This is a genomic window from Halomonas cerina (genome assembly GCF_014192215.1).
GTDB classification, from domain to species: domain Bacteria; phylum Pseudomonadota; class Gammaproteobacteria; order Pseudomonadales; family Halomonadaceae; genus Halomonas; species Halomonas cerina.
This window is the reverse complement of record NZ_JACHXP010000006.1, coordinates 214,088-232,616: the sequence shown is the minus strand read 5'-3', so window position 1 is coordinate 232,616 and position 18,529 is coordinate 214,088. Positions and strand designations below refer to the sequence as shown.

At 67.0% G+C, this 18,529-nt stretch carries 16 protein-coding genes; 12 read left to right on the top strand and 4 right to left on the bottom strand.

Annotation, left to right across the window (positions count from 1 at the left end):
• Positions 1-221 precede the first annotated feature (221 nt).
• The 6 genes from FHR94_RS08370 (at position 222) to FHR94_RS08345 (ending at position 6,076) form a co-directional block, all read left to right on the top strand.
• Positions 222-542, top strand: a complete 321-nt coding sequence (locus FHR94_RS08370) for a hypothetical protein (protein WP_183325180.1) — start codon at positions 222-224, stop codon at positions 540-542.
• Between the two features lie 174 nt (positions 543-716).
• A complete protein-coding gene (locus FHR94_RS08365; protein WP_183325179.1) occupies positions 717-2,162 on the top strand; it encodes a sodium-dependent transporter in 1,446 nt (481 codons plus the stop codon).
• 30 nt (positions 2,163-2,192) lie between these two features.
• Positions 2,193-2,963 (top strand): ABC transporter ATP-binding protein, encoded by a 771-nt coding sequence (locus FHR94_RS08360; protein ID WP_183325178.1) that lies wholly within the window; start codon positions 2,193-2,195, stop codon positions 2,961-2,963.
• 72 nt (positions 2,964-3,035) lie between these two features.
• Complete coding sequence (locus FHR94_RS08355; protein ID WP_183325177.1) at positions 3,036-3,740, top strand: ABC transporter ATP-binding protein; 705 nt, start codon at positions 3,036-3,038, stop codon at positions 3,738-3,740.
• Positions 3,741-3,770: 30 nt separating this feature from the next.
• Positions 3,771-4,775, top strand: a complete 1,005-nt coding sequence (locus tag FHR94_RS08350; RefSeq protein ID WP_183325176.1) for an ABC transporter permease subunit — start codon at positions 3,771-3,773, stop codon at positions 4,773-4,775.
• Complete coding sequence (locus FHR94_RS08345) at positions 4,775-6,076, top strand: branched-chain amino acid ABC transporter permease (RefSeq protein ID WP_183325175.1); 1,302 nt, start codon at positions 4,775-4,777, stop codon at positions 6,074-6,076. Before FHR94_RS08350 ends, FHR94_RS08345 begins: the two co-directional genes overlap by 1 nt.
• Before the next feature lie 62 nt (positions 6,077-6,138).
• Here the strand turns inward: FHR94_RS08345 and FHR94_RS08340 are convergent, their stop codons facing one another.
• Entirely contained in the window at positions 6,139-7,344 is a 1,206-nt protein-coding gene (locus FHR94_RS08340) for an ABC transporter substrate-binding protein (protein WP_183325174.1), read from the bottom strand.
• A 182-nt stretch (positions 7,345-7,526) separates the two neighbouring features.
• On the opposite strand from FHR94_RS08340, the gene FHR94_RS08335 reads away from it, so the two are divergent.
• The 3 genes from FHR94_RS08335 to FHR94_RS08325 all read left to right on the top strand — a co-directional run bounded on the left by FHR94_RS08335 (position 7,527) and on the right by FHR94_RS08325 (position 9,878).
• Positions 7,527-8,324: a dienelactone hydrolase family protein gene (locus FHR94_RS08335; protein WP_183325173.1), complete on the top strand. Its 798-nt coding sequence runs from the start codon at positions 7,527-7,529 to the stop codon at positions 8,322-8,324.
• Between the two features lie 98 nt (positions 8,325-8,422).
• Complete coding sequence (locus tag FHR94_RS08330; protein WP_183325172.1) at positions 8,423-9,478, top strand: C45 family autoproteolytic acyltransferase/hydrolase; 1,056 nt, start codon at positions 8,423-8,425, stop codon at positions 9,476-9,478.
• 25 nt (positions 9,479-9,503) lie between these two features.
• Positions 9,504-9,878 (top strand): DUF6746 family protein, encoded by a 375-nt coding sequence (locus tag FHR94_RS08325; protein ID WP_183325171.1) that lies wholly within the window; start codon positions 9,504-9,506, stop codon positions 9,876-9,878.
• A 33-nt stretch (positions 9,879-9,911) separates the two neighbouring features.
• On the opposite strand, the gene FHR94_RS08320 is transcribed toward FHR94_RS08325, so the two are convergent.
• Positions 9,912-10,502: a DUF4202 domain-containing protein gene (locus tag FHR94_RS08320; RefSeq protein WP_183325170.1), complete on the bottom strand. Its 591-nt coding sequence runs from the start codon at positions 10,500-10,502 to the stop codon at positions 9,912-9,914.
• 506 nt (positions 10,503-11,008) lie between these two features.
• On the opposite strand from FHR94_RS08320, the gene FHR94_RS08315 reads away from it, so the two are divergent.
• A complete protein-coding gene (locus FHR94_RS08315) occupies positions 11,009-12,436 on the top strand; it encodes a bifunctional enoyl-CoA hydratase/phosphate acetyltransferase (protein ID WP_183325169.1) in 1,428 nt (475 codons plus the stop codon).
• A 1-nt stretch (position 12,437) separates the two neighbouring features.
• Positions 12,438-13,664 (top strand): acetate/propionate family kinase, encoded by a 1,227-nt coding sequence (locus tag FHR94_RS08310; RefSeq protein WP_183325168.1) that lies wholly within the window; start codon positions 12,438-12,440, stop codon positions 13,662-13,664.
• Between the two features lie 37 nt (positions 13,665-13,701).
• Here FHR94_RS08310 and FHR94_RS08305 read toward each other — a convergent pair whose 3' ends face one another.
• Positions 13,702-14,745: a YncE family protein gene (locus FHR94_RS08305; RefSeq protein WP_221188414.1), complete on the bottom strand. Its 1,044-nt coding sequence runs from the start codon at positions 14,743-14,745 to the stop codon at positions 13,702-13,704.
• Positions 14,746-14,831: 86 nt separating this feature from the next.
• Positions 14,832-15,908: a DUF2235 domain-containing protein gene (locus FHR94_RS08300; protein ID WP_183325167.1), complete on the bottom strand. Its 1,077-nt coding sequence runs from the start codon at positions 15,906-15,908 to the stop codon at positions 14,832-14,834.
• 153 nt (positions 15,909-16,061) lie between these two features.
• Here FHR94_RS08300 and hsdR point away from each other — a divergent pair, with 153 nt between their 5' ends.
• The gene (hsdR, locus tag FHR94_RS08295; protein WP_183325166.1) at positions 16,062-18,500 is read left to right on the top strand and encodes an EcoAI/FtnUII family type I restriction enzme subunit R; all 2,439 of its coding nucleotides are present in this window, start codon (positions 16,062-16,064) and stop codon (positions 18,498-18,500) included.
• The last annotated feature ends 29 nt before the right edge of the window (positions 18,501-18,529 follow it).

Sequence of the window (18,529 nt, the reverse complement as noted above, 5' to 3'; positions counted from 1 at the left end):
TGCACCACTTGCAGCTTAAACTGGTCGCTGTACTGGTTCCGCATAGAAACACCCCGAAGGTTGGATTGGGTGTCCAACTTTCGGGGTGCAGTTCATTCCCGGCGGGCTTCGTCGTTTTTCCATCGGCCGCGCGCCCAACTATGCTGGAAGCGTGCCTCCCAGGGGTCGGGCAGGCGCTCTTGCCTCCCCGGCCACCCTTAGATCGAACCAGGAGAGCCTGCATGCACAAGCACGTGGACTGGGACGACCCCGGCGCCGAGAGTGTCCTGCGCTATTATGCCGATCGTCCCGAAGACTGCCCCGAGCCCCACCAAGGCAGCATCATCAGCGCCCGCTGGCGCGGCTTCACGGTCCGGGTGCGGGTCGAAGCCCGAGTCGATGACACCAGCATTGGCGAGGTGGTGGCGCTGATCGCCGACGACAACGGCCGACGCAAGCAGAGCGTGGGCGACCTGGCACTGGGGGACACCGTGCGTCTCCCCGACACCAGCCGTGCCATGGAACCGCGCCATCCGGAGGAGGACGAGGATGACACGCCGTGATCGCGATGGCGCTGGCCATCCGTCATGACCAACGCCCCCTAAACGCTCATCCCCTAGCCAGGTCGTGCGGTTGTGTCGCAAAGTGGCCGTATCCTGGGCCGGACAATTCGTTACAAGAGCGCCCGGTGCAGGATACCTTGGCCCACAAGGCTTTTTCGCGATGTCGGTAAGTTGATGAGCACGCACAACGTCTGGACGCACAAGGGGACCTTCCTGCTGGCCGCGGTCGGCTCGGCGGTGGGGCTCGGCAACCTCTGGCGCTTCCCTTACCTGGCCGGCGAGAACGGAGGGGGCGCCTTCTTCCTGGTCTATGCCCTGACCATCTTCTCCGTGGGCATTCCCATCCTGATCGCCGAGATCATGCTCGGCCGCAGCAGCCGGCGTAGTCCGATCATGGGCATGCGCTTCTTGGCCCGCACCCACACCGCCTCCCGGGCCTGGGAGTCGATCGGCTGGTTGGGGGCCGTGTCGGCCTTCGTGATCCTGAGCTTCTACTCGGTAATCGCCGGCTGGGCGATCCATTATACCGGGCTGATGCTCACCGGCTCCCTGCAGCAGGCCGATGCCACGTCCATCGGTGCCAGCTTCGAAGCCCTGCTCGCCACCCCTGAGCTGCTGCTCCTCTACCACACCTTGTTCATCGCCGCCTCGGCGCTGATCGTCGGCCTAGGCATCCACCGCGGTATCGAGAACGGCCTACGCCTGCTGATGCCCTCGCTGTGCGTGATCTTACTGGTGGTGCTGGCCTATTCCGCCTCCCTCGGCGACCTCGGCGCCGCCGCCGACTTCCTGCTCACCTTCAACCTCGGCGAGCTGAGCCTGGAGGGCTGGCTGGCGGCCATGGGCCAATCGTTCTTCACCCTGAGTCTCGGCATGGGTGCGATCATGGCCTATGGTGCCTACATGCCTGGCGAGACCTCGCTGACCCGCACCGCCATCACCATCGCCGTGCTCGATACCGCGGTGGCGGTGATCGCCGGCCTGGCGATCTTCGCGCTGGTGTTCGGCGCCGGCCTCGACCCGGGCGAGGGGCCAGGGCTGATGTTCGTCACCCTTCCGCTGGCGTTTGCCGAGATGCCCGGTGGGGCGCTGCTTGGCGGCATCTTCTTCATCCTGGTGCTGGGCGCGGCGATCAGCTCGGCGATCTCGATGATCGAGCCGGTGGCCGCCTACCTGGTGGAGCGCTTCGACCTGCCCCGGCCCCAGGCGGTGGCGGCCATGGTCATCGCCAGCTGGGCCCTGGGACTGCTCACCGTGATGAGCTTCAACCTCTGGGCCGACGACAGCCTCTTCCATCGGCTCTTCGACCGCAGCGCCTTCGATGTGCTTGAGCTTCTGACCAACATCCTCATGCCGCTGGGGGGGCTTCTGATCGCGCTGTTCGCCGGCTGGGCGCTGACCCATGGCGAGGTGCTCAAGGAGATGCATACCAACGAGCGCTGGTTCCGGATCTGGCGCTTCCTGGTGCGCTTCGTGGCCCCGACAGCGGTGGCCTTCGTGTTCCTGCACACCATCCCGCAGGTAGAGGGCTACCTGATCCCAACCATCGGGGCCGTGGTGATCGTCGGCGCCTTCGCCGCCGGTCGCACCTTCCTGACGGACACGCACCAGGCGCGCTAGTGCCGGCACATCGCGCAAAGGACGACGGACATGGCAGCCATCATCGAGGTACGACACGTCCATAAGGCCTTCGGCGGCCTCAAGGTCATCGACGACTGTTCGATTCGGGTGGAAGAAGGCTCGATCACCGGCCTGATCGGGCCTAACGGCGCCGGCAAGTCGACGCTGTTCAATATCATCGCCGGTGCCCTGCCGCTGGATAGCGGGCAGGTGCGGTTCGCCGGCAAGGACATCACCAACCGCCCCGCCAACGCGCTCTTCCACCAGGGCCTGCTGCGCACCTTCCAGATCGCCCACGAGTTCACCCAGCTCACCGCCCTGGAGAACCTGATGATGGTGCCGCCCCGCCAGGCCGGCGAGAGCCTGTTCAACGCCTGGTTCCAGCCCGGCCGGGTGCGCCGGGAGGAGGCCGAGGTGCGTCGCCGTGCGCTGGAGGTGATCGACTTCATCGGCCTGCACCACGTGCGCAACGAACTGGCCGGCAACCTGTCCGGTGGCCAGAAGAAGCTCCTCGAGCTGGGCCGCACCATGATGACCGACGCCCGGGTGGTGCTGCTCGACGAGATCGCCGCCGGGGTCAACCGCACCCTGCTAGGCGACCTAGTGGCCAACATCGAGCGCCTCAACCGCGAGATGGGGTACACCTTCCTGGTCATCGAGCACGACATGGCCATGATCGCCCGGCTCTGTGACCCGGTGATCGTGCTGGCCCAGGGGCGCGTGATGGTGGAGGGCAGCATCGAGGAAATCCAGAGCAACCCCGAGGTCATCGAAGCTTACTTCGGCTCCAACGTCGCCTGAGGGCGCCGGCGCGGCCTGACCCGATGCCGCACCCCACACCACAACCGACACGGACGCAGAGACCCACCCACGATGCCAATACTCGACGCACGCGACGTGCATGGCGGCTACGGCGGCATGAACATCCTCAACGGGGTGGACATGGCCATCGAGGCCGACGAGGTCGGCGTGATCGTCGGCCCCAACGGGGCCGGCAAGTCGACCATGCTCAAGGCCATCTTCGGCCTGCTCCATGTCAGCCAGGGCGAGATCCGGCTGCGTGGCGAACCGATCCACAACCTGTCCCCCCACCAGCTAGTGCAGCGCGGCATGGGCTTCGTCCCCCAGGAGCACAACGTCTTCCCGAGCCTCACGGTACAGGAGAACCTCGAGATGGGCGCCTTCCTCAAGCCCGCCAACGTCGGTCGCATGCTGGGCCAGGTCTTCGCCTTCTTCCCGCCGCTCAAGGACAAACGCCGCCAGCCTGCCGGTGAGCTCTCCGGTGGCCAGCGCCAGATGGTGGCCATGGGACGGGCGCTGATGGCCGAACCCAGCCTGCTACTGCTCGATGAGCCCACCGCGGGCCTCTCGCCACGCTACATGAACGATATCTTCGCGCGGGTGCGCGAGATCAATGCCGCCGGTGTCGGCATCCTGATGGTCGAGCAGAATGCCCGCCAGGCGCTGGCCATCGCCGACAAGGGCTTCGTGCTGGCCGCCGGCCAGAACCGTTTCACCGATACCGGCGCCGCCCTGCTGGCGGACCCGGACGTCGCCAAGAGCTTCCTCGGCGGCTAGTCACCGGCGCCCGGACTGGAGAGCCATCCCGTGAACGAACTGGTCTTCTTTCTCAACAACGTGGTGATCGCCGGCAGCGTGACCGGCTCGATCTACGCCATCGGCGCGGTGGGTGTGACGCTGGTATTCAGCATCATGCGCTTCGCCCACTTCGCCCACGCCGACATCATGACCTTCGGCGCCTTCATGGTCATGCTCCTGGCCACCGCCTTTCCCACCGCGGGCGCCGCCATCGGCGTGCCCGCCGCCCTGGTCCTGCTGCCGGTGGCCATGGCGCTCACCGCGGCGCTGGCGGTGGGCATCGACCGGGCCTTCTACAAGCCGCTGCGCGCCCATGGGGTCAAGCCGATCGTCATGGTGATCGCCTCGCTCGGCGTGACCCTGATGCTGCAGGGGCTGATCCGGCTGTTTTCGGGCACCGGCGGCCAGAGCCTCTATGTCGACGACCGCAAGGAGATCTTCCGCCTGACCCTACCGCTGGAAGGGGTGCGGGTACCGGTGGTGATCACCGAGCCGCAGCTCTACCTGTTCGTGCTGACGATCGCCTGCGTGGTGGGCCTGCATCTCTTTCTGTCCCGCTCACGGCTGGGCAAGGCCATGCGCGCCATGTCCGACAACCCCGACCTGGCCCAGGCCTCGGGTATCAACACCCACACCATCGTCGCGGTGACCTGGGTCATCGCCGGGGGGCTGGCCGCCATCGCCGGCACCCTGCTGTCGCTGGACGTGACCTTCAAGCCCGACCTCAGCTTCTTTTTGCTGCTGCCGATCTTCGCCGCGGCGATCGTCGGCGGCGTGGGGCATCCCTTCGGCGCCATCGCCGGTGGCTTCGTGGTGGGCTTCGCCGAGACGCTCGCGGTCTTCAACTGGGGCGTGCTGCTCAGGCCCTTCCGCGACAGCCTGCCGGAATGGCTGGCCGGCGCCGGCAACCTGGCCTTCGTCGGCACCGAATACAAGATCGTGGTGCCCTTCTTCATCCTGGTCGCCATCCTGGTGTGGCGCCCCACCGGCATCTTCAAGGGCAAGGTGATCTAATGGACAAGACCCGACCCGATACCGTCGCCGCGCCGCGCCGCTTCCCGCTGCGGGAAGTCGTGCTCTTCGCCGCCCTGCTGCTCGCCGTGCTCGGGGTCTACGCCGTCATGGGCGCGGCCTACAGCACCCGCATGCTGGTGGAGGCCGCCTGCTATGCGATCCTGGCCCTGGGGCTGACCATCCAGTGGGGCTATGCCGGCCAGTTCAACGCCGGCGTGATGGGCTTCGTGGCGTTGGGCGGCTTCTGCGCCATGACCTTCAGCGTGCCGGTCAACGAGGCCTTCTGGGGCAGCGAGCTGCCCGGCGAACTCGGCCGGGTGCTGCTCACCATGGTCGCCGCCGCCCTGGTGGTGTTCGGTGCCACCCGGCTCGACCGGCTCGGCGTGCCGAAGGCGCTGCGCACCCTCATCGCCGTGGTGCTGGCGATGGTCCTCTACCTAGTGGTGATCAACGCCCTGCGCGACGTGACCGACCAGATCGAGGCCCGGGCCGGCTTCATCGGTGGTCTGGGCTTGCCGGTGGGGGTCGGCTGGATCGTCGGCGGGGCCCTGGCCGGCGGCGTGGGCTACTTTATCGGCCGTGTCTGCCTGGGGCTGCGCAGCGACTACCTGGCCATCGCCACCCTGGGCATCGCCGAGATCATCAAGGCCTTCCTCAAGAATTCGGACTGGCTGACGCGAGGGACGGCTACCGTCTCGCCGCTGCCCTGGCCGGTGCCGGCGCCCGCCGAGGTGGGCTTCACCCTAGCCCGGGCTCTCTACCTGTCGGTCACCGCGGTGATGATCGCGGTGATCTTCTTCTTGCTGACCCGCGCCTACTACGCGCCCTGGGGACGGATGATCCGCGCCATCCGCGACAACGAGGTCTCGGCCGCGGCCATGGGCAAGGACATCAACCGGCGCCGGCTGGAGATCTTCGTGCTGGGCTGCATCCTGATGGGCATCGGCGGCGCGGCCCTGGCCAGCTTCAACAGCCTCTTCGACCCTCAGGGCTACCTGCCCCTCAACCACACCTTCCTGGTGCTGGTGATGGTGATCTTGGGCGGCCCCGGCAACAACCTGGGCACCCTGTTCGGCGCCGTGACGGTCTACATCATCTGGATCATGTCCGGGCCCATCGCCCTCTACCTGATGGAGCTGGCCGTGACCCTGGGCCAGGCCAGCTTCGGCTGGGAGGCCCCCACCAACCTGGACAGCCGCGCCCTGCAGGCCCGGGTGTTCGTGATCGGGCTGCTGATCACCCTGGTGTTGCGCTTTGCCCCCAAAGGATTGCTGCCGGAGAAGGTCATCCACCATGGATGAGGGCGAGAAGGCCCCGGCGGGCAACCGCCGAGGCCACTCTTACAGGGTTTGAGAGGGCGACATCACTTCTCGATATAGCCCTTGCTGGTGAAGGTGCCGTCCTCGACCACCATCTCCACCACCACGCCGGGCACGTCGCCGTTCTCGTCGAACTCGTGAGTGCCCGAGGCGCCCTGGTAGTCGATCTCGGTGCCGGCGGCGATCAGCTCCACCGCCTTCTCCCACTCGCCGGGCAGGATCACCTCACCCGGAGCCATGGCCACGCTGCGCAGCGCCTCGTTGAGGCCCTCGCGCTCGGCGCTGCCGTTCTGCTCGATGGCCAAGGCCAGCAGGAAGGCCGCGTCGTAGGCCTGGGCGGCGAACACCGCGCTGGGATCGATGCCGGCCTCCTGGGCGGCCTGACGGAAGATATCGGTGCCGGGCAGTTCCGGGCTGCCGGGGCGCGTGGCGATCATGCCCTCGAGCACATCCGCGCCGATGGCCTCGATCAGGCTGTCGCCCACCATGCCGTCGGCCCCCACGTACTGGGTGAACATGCCGCTCTCGTAGGCCTGGCGCAGCACCGTCTGGCCGGAAGTATCGGCATAGGCGAGAACCACCAGGGTGGGCACGCCGGTGGCCGACAGGGTGCCCAGCTCGGAGCGGTAGTCGGCGCGATTGTCTTCATGCGCCAGGCTCTCGGCCACGGTGCCGCCGCCGGCCTCATAGGCCGTGGTGAAGGCCTCCGCCAGGCCGCTGCCGTAGTCGTTGTTGACGTAGGTGACGACCACCTCCTCGATGCCCTTGTCAAGCAGCAGCGTGGCCAGCATCTCGCCCTGGAAGGCGTCCGAGGGCACGGTACGGAACACCAGGTCGTTGTCATCCAGCTCGGACACCGCCGGGGCGGTGGAGGCCGGCGAGACCATGGTCACGCCCCCCGGGATCGCCGCGTTGTTGGCCGCGGCGATAGTCGCGCCGGTACACAGCGCCCCGACGATCGCCGTCACCTGCTCGCTGTTGACCATACGGTCGGCCGCGTTGGAAGCCGCCGAGGCATCGGAACAGGTGGTGTCACCGGTGGGCATCACGATCTCCTGCCCATCCAGTACCCCGCCCTGCTCGTTGACCTGGCTCACCGCCAGTTGGGCCCCGTCGAAGATCGGCGGCGTCAGGCTCTCGATGCCGCCGGTGAAGCCACCCAGGAAGCCGACCTTGACCTCGGCCTGGGCCAGGCCGGACAGCGCCACACTGGAGGCGGCCACCGCCATCGCCAATACGTGCTTGTTCATCTTGTTCCTCTCGCTCTGGTTGCTCGAAACAGTTGCTCGGAACAGTCGCTGCTTGAATCACACACACTTTCAATCTGAAAGCCCGCGTCACAAAACACAAGCCGGCCCAGCCAACGCTGTCGGGCGGTTCCCGACGACGCCTGCCTATACTGAAGGCCCCAGGACACCCTCAGGAGCGCCTCATGCCTCGTCTGCTGTCGACCTTTTCCCTGGCCACCCTGGCCATCCTCGCCACCGGCGATGCCCAGGCCTTCGAGCCCGCCGGGCGAGATATCCCCTACGACGTCGACGGCGAGACCTTCGAGGGCTATCTCGTCACCGCCGAGCACAAGGCCCGGGGTACCGTACTGGTGATCCACGACTGGGACGGCCTGGACGACTACGAACGCCGCCGTGCCGACATGCTGGCCGCACAGGGCTATGACGCCTTCGCCCTCGATCTCTACGGCCAGGGCAATCGCCCGCTGGAGACCTCAGCCAAAAAGGCCGAGACCGCGAAGCTCTACGAAGACCGCGAGCGCATGCGCACCCTGACCCTGGCCGGACTGGCAGAGGCCCGCGAGCAGGGACTGGCCGACACCGCCGTGGTGATGGGCTACTGCTTCGGTGGCGCCGTGGTGCTGGAATTGGCCCGCTCCGGCGAGGCCGAGAACGTGGCCGGCTATGCCACCTTCCATGGTGGCCTGAGCACGCCGGAGGGCCAGCAGTACGGCTCGGATACCCCACCGCTCCTGATCGCCCATGGCGGTGCGGACACCTCGGTGCCGCTGGAGGAGGTGGTGACCCTGGCCCAAGAGCTGGAGGCGGCCGAGGTGACCTACGAGATCGAGATCTACTCCGGGGCGCCCCACGCCTTCACCGTCTTCACCGAGGACCGCTACCAGCAGCGGGCCGACGAGAAGTCCTGGGCCGCCTTCCAGGACCTGCTCGCTGAAGTGCTGCCGGCGGGCCATAACGACGCGCAAGTGGGCAGCGGCTGATCGTCCGCCGTGGCCGGGCCCATCTCGCGCATCGACCGGACGACCGGTTGGCATGCTACAGTGCCATCGACGGGCCCACCCACGTGCGAGGTGCTCCCATGCATGTCACCCACCTCACCGGCAGCCGCGCCGAGATCGGCGAGGCCCATGGCCGCGCCCACGCCGACCTGATCGCCCAGAGCCTCGAGGCCTACGACCGGCTCTTCCAGGACTTCGCGGGCCTGGACTGGGCCACGGCACGCCTCGAAGCCGACCGCTTCCTGCCCATGATCACCCAGGGGTTTCCCGACATCCTCGACGAGATGGAGGGCATCGCTCGGGGCGCCGGGCTCGACTTCGCCGACATTCTTACCCTCAACTGTCGCAGCGAGATCTCGCTGACCCGCGCCAGCGGCGGCTGCACCGCCTTCGCCCTGCACCGCGACGACCAGCAGTGGCTGGCTCAGAACTGGGACTGGCGCACCAGCCAGCTGCACAATGTGGTGGCCCTGCATATCGATGGCGAGGCGGCCCCATCGCTGATCAGCATCGGGGAGGCCGGCATGGTGGCCAAGATCGGCCTGAATGACCGCGGGGTAGGAGTCTGCCTCAATGCCATCCGCTCGCGGACCTGCGGCGAGGGACTGCCGATCCACGTCGCCCTACGCAAGATCCTCGAGAGCCCCGACATGGACACCGCCGTGACCGTGGCCAGCCGTGACCGGGTCTGCTCCCCGGCCCACTTCCTGATCGCCAGTGGCGACGGCCAGGCCGTGGGCCTGGAGGTGTATCCCGGCGAGCCCGGCCGGCTCCCGGCCGAGCGCGGCGTGGTCACCCACACCAACCACCTCTATGCGAAGGCCGCCACCTCCCGGGTGGAGGACTTCCCGCGCCCCGACTCCCGTCCGCGACTGGCCCGGCTCGATGCCCTGCTGCGCGAGCGGCTGCCCACCGAGGGCGCGATCGGCGAGCGTGAACTCTTTGCCATCCTCAGCGATCACGACCAGGCCCCGCTGTCGATCTGTCGGCATTTCAATCCCGACCAGCCCGCGGAAGAGCGCATGGAGACGCTCTTCTCGGTGGTCATGAACCTGACGCGCCGGCGCCTCACCCTGCGCCACGGCAAGCCCTGCGAAAGCGACGAGAGCCTGACCGTGCAGCTCACCGAGGCGTGACGGCACATCACCGAAAGGAGGCCCCATGAAGACACTGCTATTCGTCATCCTCGCCACCGGCCTGCTGGCCACCACCGCCCAGGCGGAGGAGCAGGAGAGCCCCGCTCTTATCGAAGGCCAGTCGGCCGAGACCCTGGCCGAGGCCGTCTCCCACCTCTCCGACTACAACAGCCGTCTGTCGGCCCTGCTCAGCCAGCCGGAGCTGCGCGATGAGGATCTCGCCATCATCCATGACCTCACCTACACCCTGGAAAATGCCCTGTCCCGGATCGACAAGGAGGTCGACGCCATGACGGCCTCCGTGGAGGAGGTGCAGCAGGGTGCCCAGAGCGACGATCGAGCGCGCGTACGCGAGCACGGCCAGGCTTACCTCGAGTCCATCCGGTTCCTGGTGAAGTGAGCACCGCCGCGGCGCGTGTGTCGCGGCAAGGCCTCAGCTCGCCAGGGCCTCCTCCACCAGGCCGCGCGCCTCGTCACTCATCGGCAGACCCAGCGCCAGTGCGTGGGCCCGGGGCGACATCTTCGCCCAGGTCTTCTTCACGATGCGGATCAGGTGGTCATGATCCACCTGACGCGAGAAATCGGCGAAGTAGTTCTCCAAGAACACCAGGCAGGCGCAGTCCTCCACCGCCTGGGTGCCCGCCTCACGCCCCAGCCCCTGCTTGCGGATCATGCGCGCCACCTGCTCGGCCGCCTCGTCCGCATAGCCGGCCTCACGCATCAGCGCGGCGGTCGTCTCGCCGGCCCGCTTGCCCTGGTCACGCCGCCAGGTGAGATACCCCACCCGGCCCTCGGGATAGTCGCCGCGCGGCACCTGCCAGCGCTGCAGATGCTGGCCGCGTACCGCCAAGCGCACCAGCTCATCCGGCTGGTCTTGCAGTGTGTCCAGCCAGGCACTCATGCGCCCGGCATGCCACAGCTCCTGGGGGACGGACTCGCCGGCCACCTCGACACGCCGCGGGTCCTCGGCATGCAGGGCATCCAGGGCGGCAAGCGTCCGCGTGAAGGGGGTATCGTGGACCATCAGGCACTCCTTGATCGATTCGGCAGGCAGCAGCCGACAGCATACCCGGCCGCCGCGCTCGGGGCCCAGCCATCCTGACGGGCCAGCGCCCTACCACTTATGTCGCGTTGTCGTCGGCGACCCGAACCACCATCCTGCGCCCTCAGACAAGCCATAAAAAAGGTTCCCCGAAGGGAACCAATGGAGCACGCCAGCTCACGCTGGGTATCGCCACTACGACGGTGACGACCCTGACAAGCACAATGCGAACAGCGCGCCAACAATCACAAGATTCCACTTTAACAAGGACTTGCGTCATAACAACAAGGCAAGTCCCTGTCGTGTCAGCCCTCCTTCCTGGCACTCTTGCACCATACCGGCCGCGTTTCTCCCGCCTGTTGCCCTGGCATGGCGCGTCCCCGTCAATCGCTACGCGCCCTTCAATCCTCGCCAGGATCAAGCTACTGTCATGGCACGCTGCCATCATCAGCGCCGGTGACAGTATCCGCGATTGAGGCCATTACGCCATGGACGACAGCACACACGACGACTACATCGAGAACCGGACCCTCGACGAGATCCAGGTCGGCGACGAGGCGTATCTCGAGAAACGCTTGACCATGGATGACATCAAGCTGTTCGCGATCATGTCCGGTGATGTCAACCCGGCCCACCTGGACAACGACTATGCGCGCAGTACCCGCTTCCAGGAGGTAGTCGCCCACGGCATGTGGGGCGGCGCGCTGATCTCCACGGTACTGGGCACCCAGCTTCCCGGGCCGGGCACCGTCTATCTGGGGCAGTCGCTAAGTTTCCGCGCCCCGGTGACCCTGGGCGACGTGCTCAAGGTACAGGTGCGGGTCACCGACAAGGACACCGAGAAGCAGCGGCTGACCCTGGCCTGCCGCTGCGAGAACCAGAACGGCCAAGTGGTCATCGAGGGGGAGGCCCAGGTCCTGGCCCCGACCCGCAAGGTCCGCCGTCCCCGGGCCGTGCTGCCCACCATCCGGCTGACCGAGCGGGGCCGGCTGCACGAGATTCTCACGGCCGCCGACCACCCCCAGGCCGTGACCATGGCGGTGGTGCACCCGGTGGATGTCGCCTCGCTGAAAGGCGCCGTCGCGGCGGCCCACCAAGGACTGATCGTGCCCATCCTGGTGGGCCCCGAGGCCAAGATTCGTGCCGCCGCCGACGAAGGCGAGCTCGACATCGGCGCCTTCGAGCTGGTGGATACGCCACATAGCCATGCCGCCGCCGCGCGCGCCGTGGCCCTGGCGCGCGAAGGCCGGGTCGAGGCCCTGATGAAGGGCGCGCTGCATACCGACGAACTGGTGCATGAAGTGCTCAAGCGCGACGACGGCCTGCGCACCGAACGCCGCATCAGCCACGTGATGGCCTTCGATGTGCCCACCTACCCGCGCCCGCTGTTCATCACCGACGCCGCCATCAACATCTACCCGGACCTCGATACCAAGCGCGATATCGTGCAGAACGCCATCGAGCTGGCCCACGCCCTGCATATCGATGACCCCAAGGTGGCCATCCTCTCGGCCGTGGAGACCATCAACCCCAAGATCGCCTCCACGCTCGACGCCGCCGCCCTGTGCAAGATGGCCGAACGGGGCCAGATCACCGGCGGCACCCTGGACGGCCCACTGGCCTTCGATAACGCGGTCTCCGAAGCCGCGGCCAAGACCAAGCAGATCGTCTCGCCGGTCGCCGGACAGGCCGACATCCTGGTGGCCCCCGACCTGGAGGCCGCCAACATGCTGATGAAGCAGCTGACCTACCTGGCCGATGCCAGCGGAGCCGGCCTGATCATCGGCGCCCGAGTGCCCATCGTGCTGACCAGCCGCGCCGATGAGGCCATCACCCGCCTGGCCTCCTGCGCCCTGGCGCTGCTGCTGGCCGACTACCAGAAACACCAGGGCGTGGGTACACGCCCGGGAGTCTGACATGGGCGATATCCTAGTCCTCAACAGCGGCTCGTCGAGCCTCAAGTTCGCGCTCTACACCCGCTCCCCGGCGCACCACCGCCCTGCCTCGGACGCCCTGGGGCGACGTTATCGCGGCCAGTTCTCCGGCCTTGGCGACAGCCGTGGCGCCGCACGCTTCGCGCTGCACGACGCCGACGACCGCCCTATCGAGGTCCCCGAGCTTGCGACGCTGCCCGAGCGGCTGGACCGGCAGGCGGCACTGGAGCGGTTGCTCGACTGGATCGAGCGCACGCCCGATCTCGACGAACTGGCCGCGGTCGGCCATCGGGTGGTGCATGGCGGGCGCCACTATCGCGACCCCGTGGTGGTCGACGAGGCGATCCTCGGCGAGCTGGAAGGCCTGAACGCCCTGGCGCCCCTGCACCAGCCCTTCGGGCTGGCCCCCATCCGCCGGCTGGCCGAGCGCCACCCCGGGTTGCCCCAGGTCGCCTGCTTCGACACCGCCTTCCATGCTCGCCAGGCCGACGTGGCTCGCCACTTCGCGCTGCCTCGCGAGCTCACCCGGCGCGGCCTGATCCGCTATGGCTTTCATGGACTCTCCTACGACTACCTCAGCCGCGAGCTGCCCCGGGTGCTGGGCCAGCCCCGGACCGGCCGGGTGGTGGCCGCCCACCTCGGCAACGGCGCCAGCCTGTGCGCCATGCACGATGGCCAGAGTGTGGCCTCCACCATGGGCTTCACCGCCATCGAGGGCCTGCCCATGGGGACACGCAGCGGCAGCCTCGACCCCGGCCTGGTGCTGCACCTGATCCGCCAGGAAGGCATGGCCCCCGCCGATGTCGAGGAGATGCTCTACAAGCGCTCCGGCCTGCTGGGCGTGTCCGGCCTCAGCGGCGACATGCACGAGCTGCTGACCAGCTCCGCCCCCGAGGCTCGCGAGGCTGTTGAGTTGTTTGTCTACCGCATCGTGCGCGAGATCGGCAGCCTGGCCGCCGCCCTGGGCGGGCTCGACCACCTGGTGTTCACCGCCGGCATCGGCGAACACGCCGCCCCGGTCCGCGACGCCGTGTGCCGGGGCTGTGCCTGGCTGGGCCTCACGCTCGACGACGCCGCCAACCAACATCACGCCACCCGTATCAGCCGCGACGACAGCCGCGTGGGCGCCTGGGTGATTCCCACCGACGAGGAACGCATGATCGCCCAGTACTGTGCGGGGCTGATCACCGAGCCGGCCGGATCATTCTGACCTGGCCGGCCCGGCAGCGACGCCGGCCTGCGACGGCTCAGGGATTGCCGGGCACCGCGACCCAGAACGGGAAGGCTCCGTCGACCGGCACCTGCTGTACCACCGTGAGCGTCTGGGTATCGATCACCGCAAGGGTATCGTCGGCGGTGATCGAGGCGTAGAGGTAGCGGCCGTCCCGGCTGGCACGTACCCCGTGGGGCCCGCTGCCGACCTCCACCTCGGCGACGATCTCCATGGTCTGGGCGTCGATGATGGTGACCACGGAGTCCGCGATGGCGCCGGTGGCCACATAGCGCCCGCCCGGCACCACGTCGATGCCGCCGTGGCCGTTGCCGACCGCGAAGGTCTCAACCAGGGTGCGGCTCTCGAGGTCGAGCACCCCGGCCTGGCCCACGAAGTCGCGGATCCACAGCCGCCGGCCGTCCTCGGAAAGATCGAGGTTATGTGGCGTCGCCATCCCCGGCGTGGGGATCTCATCGACCTTCGCCAGGGTGGCCATGTCGATCACGGCGATGGCGCCGCCGCCCTGCAGGGTCACGTAGGCCCGGCTGCCGTCGGCGGTGAACACGGCGTTATGGGGCTCCTTGCCGGCGGGGAGCTTCTTGACCAGCTCGCCGACCTCGAGATCGATCACCGCCACGATCCCCTGCCCCGGGGCCACGGCCAGGCCCAGGTGCCCGTCCGGGGCGATCTTCACGCCCTGGGCCACCTCGCCGATCGACAGGGTCGCGGTCACCTCGCCCGTCTGGGCGTCCATCACGTACACATCGCCGGTCTTGAAGCCCGAGACCAGCAGCCGCGTGCCGTCCGGGCTCAGGTCGTTATAGTGGGCCCCCGGCACGCCCGGCCAGGCCTCGCCCCCGGGTAGCCGCTTGATCAGCCCGCTGTCCTGTACCGCCACATAGACGGGTTCGGGGAAGATCGCCTTGGTCGCCGGCGACGCGGCCAGCGTCCCGATCCCGCCGAGCAGGCAGGCCGCCATCCAGGGAAGAACGTAGTGTTTCATTGTCATCATCACCTTGGGCTTGGCGATGCGCACCCGCCGGGCCTGCTCTCGCGAGACGCCATCGAGAGGCATCATCGCGCCCAGCCGTAGGGTACGCTCACCGGAACGCACGATCGCCCTGTAGGTACGGGGCTGATCACCGGGCCGGGTCATCCTGAGAGCTAAGGGGCCGCGCCCGGAGGCGCGCAGCCCGCCGCCACCAATGTCCTGGGACGATAGTCGGCAAACGCCTGCCAGCGCTGCCAGGCGGAGGGGTCGACCGTGATACCGACTGCTGCATTGCCGGCCGCGTCGCAATTATAGCCGCGATAGTGCTTGCCATCCCCCTGCTGGGTCAGCGACCGATAGCGGCGATACAGGCCCCTCATGAAGTCCTGGTACGAATCCCTTGGCGCAGCCTGGTAAGCATCGGCCACCGGGGCCGGCACCAGCAGCTTCAAGCCCGCCTCGCTGGCCTTCCCGTGCATCCAGGCATAGGACAGCGCGGCCAGGGGATCATACCCCCCATCCTCCATCTGGTAGCCACCTCCGACATTGGCATGCGCCCCGATGAACCAGCGCTGCTCCACCTCCTCCTGGCTCGGCTTCTTGTGTCCGCCCTGATGGCACCACAGCGAGACGTCATAGGCCGCGCGATGCTCATCCAGCGCCACCGCGTGATAGGCACGCCGCACGACCGACGAGAGGCTCGTGTCGTGCCACGAGTAGTGGCCGCGCTCGGAGATCAAGGTGCCGGGGATACCCAGCGCTCCTACGGTATCCCACACGCCGATCATGTGGATCGTGACCTCGCGGCTGTACTGCTCACGAAACTTGCAGCACCGCTCGTCATCCGGTGCGAGCTTCTTGTTTCGGTAGAGCGTCTCGGCGGCCTCCAGCAGACAGGGGGTGGAGAGCCGCAACAGCCCGCACTTGCGAACCAGGCCCACCAGGCTGCGGGCCGTGTAGGCACCCCGACTGAAGCCGAACACGTAGATCTCGGAGCCTTCCAGATAATGACGCACCAGCCAGTCGTAGCCCTCGAGCAGGTTGTCGCTCAAGCCGACACCGAAGGCACCGCCGAGTAGCCACCCCAACCTCTGAGTGCCCACCCCCGTGTCGTAGAAGAACCGTTGCCGGATGCCGTTATCGTCGTGATCGACGATATCCCGCGCCAGCCGATAGACATTCGTGCGGTCCTGGGGATCGTTCCAGGTACCATCGAACAGGACAATCAACCGCTGCTGGGGAACCGACATTGCCATACCCTCCCTGCCGCTGCGCCTTCGATCAGAACAGACCTGACCAGCCGCAGTCCGGTCCATGATCTGCCACAGGATGCTTAAGGTTTGCTCGTAGCGTAAGCTTAGGTAACTCATTCCCTTCCCGCCATCGACGAGCAGGATGCTGCCATGGACAAGAAGGCCCTCAGCGAACGGGATATCTGCACGAAGCTCATCACGCCGGCGCTGGAGCGCGTCGGCTGGGATATCCAGACCCAGGTGCGCGAGGAGGTGTCATTCACCAATGGCCGCATCATCGTGCGTGGCCGGATGCACACCCGCGGTAAGCGACGTCGCGCCGACTACGTGCTCAGCTTCCAGAAGAACCAGCCTATTGCAGTGATCGAGGCCAAGGACAACAAGCACGGCCTCGGCGATGGCATGCAGCAGGCGCTGGCCTACAGTGATGCCCTGGACGTGCCCTTCGTGTTTTCCAGCAACGGCGACGGCTTCCTGTTCCACGACCGCACCGGGCTCGGCCGTCAGACCGAGACCGTGCTCAGCCTGGACGACTTCCCGTCCCCGGAAGCGCTGTGGGACCGCTACTGCCAGCACAAGGGCATCGGCCCGACCGCCCGCCCGGTGGTGGAGCAGCCCTTCTATGACGACGGCAGAGGGCGCACCCCGCGCTACTATCAGACGGTGGCCATCAACCGCACCGTGGAAGCGGTGGCCCGTGGCCAGGACCGCATCCTGCTGGTCATGGCCACCGGCACCGGCAAGACCTTCACCGCCTTCCAGATCATCTGGCGGCTGTGGAAGGCCAAGCAGAAGAAGCGGATCCTCTTCCTCGCCGATCGCAACATCCTGGTCGACCAGACCAAGAACAACGACTTCAAGCCGTTCGGCCAGGCGATGACCAAGGTCACCAACCGCACGGTGGACCCGTCCTACGAGATCTACCTGTCGCTCTACCAGGCGGTGACCGGCAGCGAGGAAGAGAAGAACATCTACAAGCAGTTCTCGCCGGACTTCTTCGACCTGGTGGTGATCGATGAATGCCATCGCGGCAGTGCCGCCGTGGACTCCGCCTGGCGCGCGATCCTGGAATACTTCTCCTCGGCCACCCACATCGGCCTGACCGCCACGCCCAAGGAGACCAAGGAGGTCTCCAACATCGACTACTTCGGCGAGCCGGTCTATACCTACTCGCTCAAGCAGGGCATCGAGGACGGCTTCCTCGCCCCCTACAAGGTGGTGCGGGTGGATATCGATCGCGACCTGCAGGGCTGGCGGCCTAGCAAGGGGCAGGTCGACAAGCACGGCGAGCTGATTGAGGATCGCATCTATAACCAGAAGGACTTCGACAAGCAGCTGGTGCTGGAGAAACGCACCGCGCTGGTGGCCCGCAGGGTCACCGAGTTCCTGGAGAACAGCGATCCGTACCAGAAGACCATCGTCTTCTGTGAGGACATCGACCACGCCGAGCGCATGCGCCAAGCCCTGGTGAACATGAACCCCAAGCGGATCGCCGAGAATCGCAAGTACGTGATGCGCATCACCGGCGACGAGAATGAGGGCAAGGCCGAGCTCGACAACTTCATCAACCCCGAGGCGCGCTACCCAGTCATCGCCACCACCAGCAAGCTGATGACCACCGGCGTCGACGCTCAGACCTGCAAGCTGATCGTGCTCGACCAGCGCATCCAGTCGATGACCGAGTTCAAGCAGATCATCGGCCGCGGCACCCGCATCAACGACGACTACCACAAACACTGGTTCACCATCCTCGACTTCAAGAAGGCCACCGAGCTGTTTGCCGACCCCGACTTCGACGGCGAGCCGGTCAAGGTCTATGAACCCAAGGGCGACGATGCCTCCATCGTGCCGGATGACGAGACCGCCGACGACATGCACCCGGACGCCGGCGAGCCAGCTGATGGGGTCGCCGAGGCGGAAGGCGGCTACGAGATCGAGCCCGGCGAGACCTGGCAGACCGACGACCCTTTCACCGGGGCCGGCCTTGCCGGAGACGAGAACGCCGGCAAGCGGGTGAAGTATGTGGTCGACGATGTGGAGGTCAGCGTGGTGGCCGAGCGGGTGCAGTACCTGGGCCCGGACGGCAAGCTGATCACCGAGAGCCTGCGCGACTACACCCGCAAGAAGGTCAAGGAGCAGTTCGCCTCCCTGGATGACTTCCTGCGCCGCTGGCAAGATGCCGAGCGCAAGCAGGCGATCCTTGAGGAGCTGGAGGAGAACGGCGTCTTCTGGGAGGACCTGGCCAGGGACCTGGGCGACAAGCTCGGTGACGAGCCCGACCCCTTCGACGTGATCTGCCACATCGCTTTCGACCGCCCTCCGCTGACCCGTCGCGAGCGTGCCGAGCAGGTGAGGAAACGCGATATCTTCAACCGCTATGAAGGCCAGGCCCGCCAGGTACTGGAATCGCTGGTCGACAAGTATGCCGATGCCGGTATCGCGCCCATTGAGGACCCCAAGGTGCTCACCCTGGCGCCCTTCAGCGAGATCGGCGCCCCCATGGAGCTGGTCCAGGCCTTCGGCGGCAAGCCCGGCTATACCCGCGCGGTCCATGAACTGGAAGAGGCCCTCTACCAGTCCGGCAGCTGATCGCGGTTATGCTATGCACACCCTGATGC

Coding starts and splice junctions, on each gene's coding strand:
- FHR94_RS08300 (WP_183325167.1), bottom strand. CDS start 15,908: ATGTCGGTTCCCCAGCAGCGGTTGATTGTCCTGTTCGATGGTACCTGG.
- FHR94_RS08315 (WP_183325169.1), top strand. CDS start 11,009: ATGGACGACAGCACACACGACGACTACATCGAGAACCGGACCCTCGAC.
- FHR94_RS08345 (WP_183325175.1), top strand. CDS start 4,775: ATGGACAAGACCCGACCCGATACCGTCGCCGCGCCGCGCCGCTTCCCG.
- FHR94_RS08320 (WP_183325170.1), bottom strand. CDS start 10,502: ATGGTCCACGATACCCCCTTCACGCGGACGCTTGCCGCCCTGGATGCC.
- hsdR (WP_183325166.1), top strand. CDS start 16,062: ATGGACAAGAAGGCCCTCAGCGAACGGGATATCTGCACGAAGCTCATC.
- FHR94_RS08335 (WP_183325173.1), top strand. CDS start 7,527: ATGCCTCGTCTGCTGTCGACCTTTTCCCTGGCCACCCTGGCCATCCTC.
- FHR94_RS08340 (WP_183325174.1), bottom strand. CDS start 7,344: ATGAACAAGCACGTATTGGCGATGGCGGTGGCCGCCTCCAGTGTGGCG.
- FHR94_RS08310 (WP_183325168.1), top strand. CDS start 12,438: ATGGGCGATATCCTAGTCCTCAACAGCGGCTCGTCGAGCCTCAAGTTC.
- FHR94_RS08325 (WP_183325171.1), top strand. CDS start 9,504: ATGAAGACACTGCTATTCGTCATCCTCGCCACCGGCCTGCTGGCCACC.
- FHR94_RS08355 (WP_183325177.1), top strand. CDS start 3,036: ATGCCAATACTCGACGCACGCGACGTGCATGGCGGCTACGGCGGCATG.
- FHR94_RS08305 (WP_221188414.1), bottom strand. CDS start 14,745: ATGATGCCTCTCGATGGCGTCTCGCGAGAGCAGGCCCGGCGGGTGCGC.
- FHR94_RS08330 (WP_183325172.1), top strand. CDS start 8,423: ATGCATGTCACCCACCTCACCGGCAGCCGCGCCGAGATCGGCGAGGCC.
- FHR94_RS08365 (WP_183325179.1), top strand. CDS start 717: ATGAGCACGCACAACGTCTGGACGCACAAGGGGACCTTCCTGCTGGCC.
- FHR94_RS08370 (WP_183325180.1), top strand. CDS start 222: ATGCACAAGCACGTGGACTGGGACGACCCCGGCGCCGAGAGTGTCCTG.
- FHR94_RS08360 (WP_183325178.1), top strand. CDS start 2,193: ATGGCAGCCATCATCGAGGTACGACACGTCCATAAGGCCTTCGGCGGC.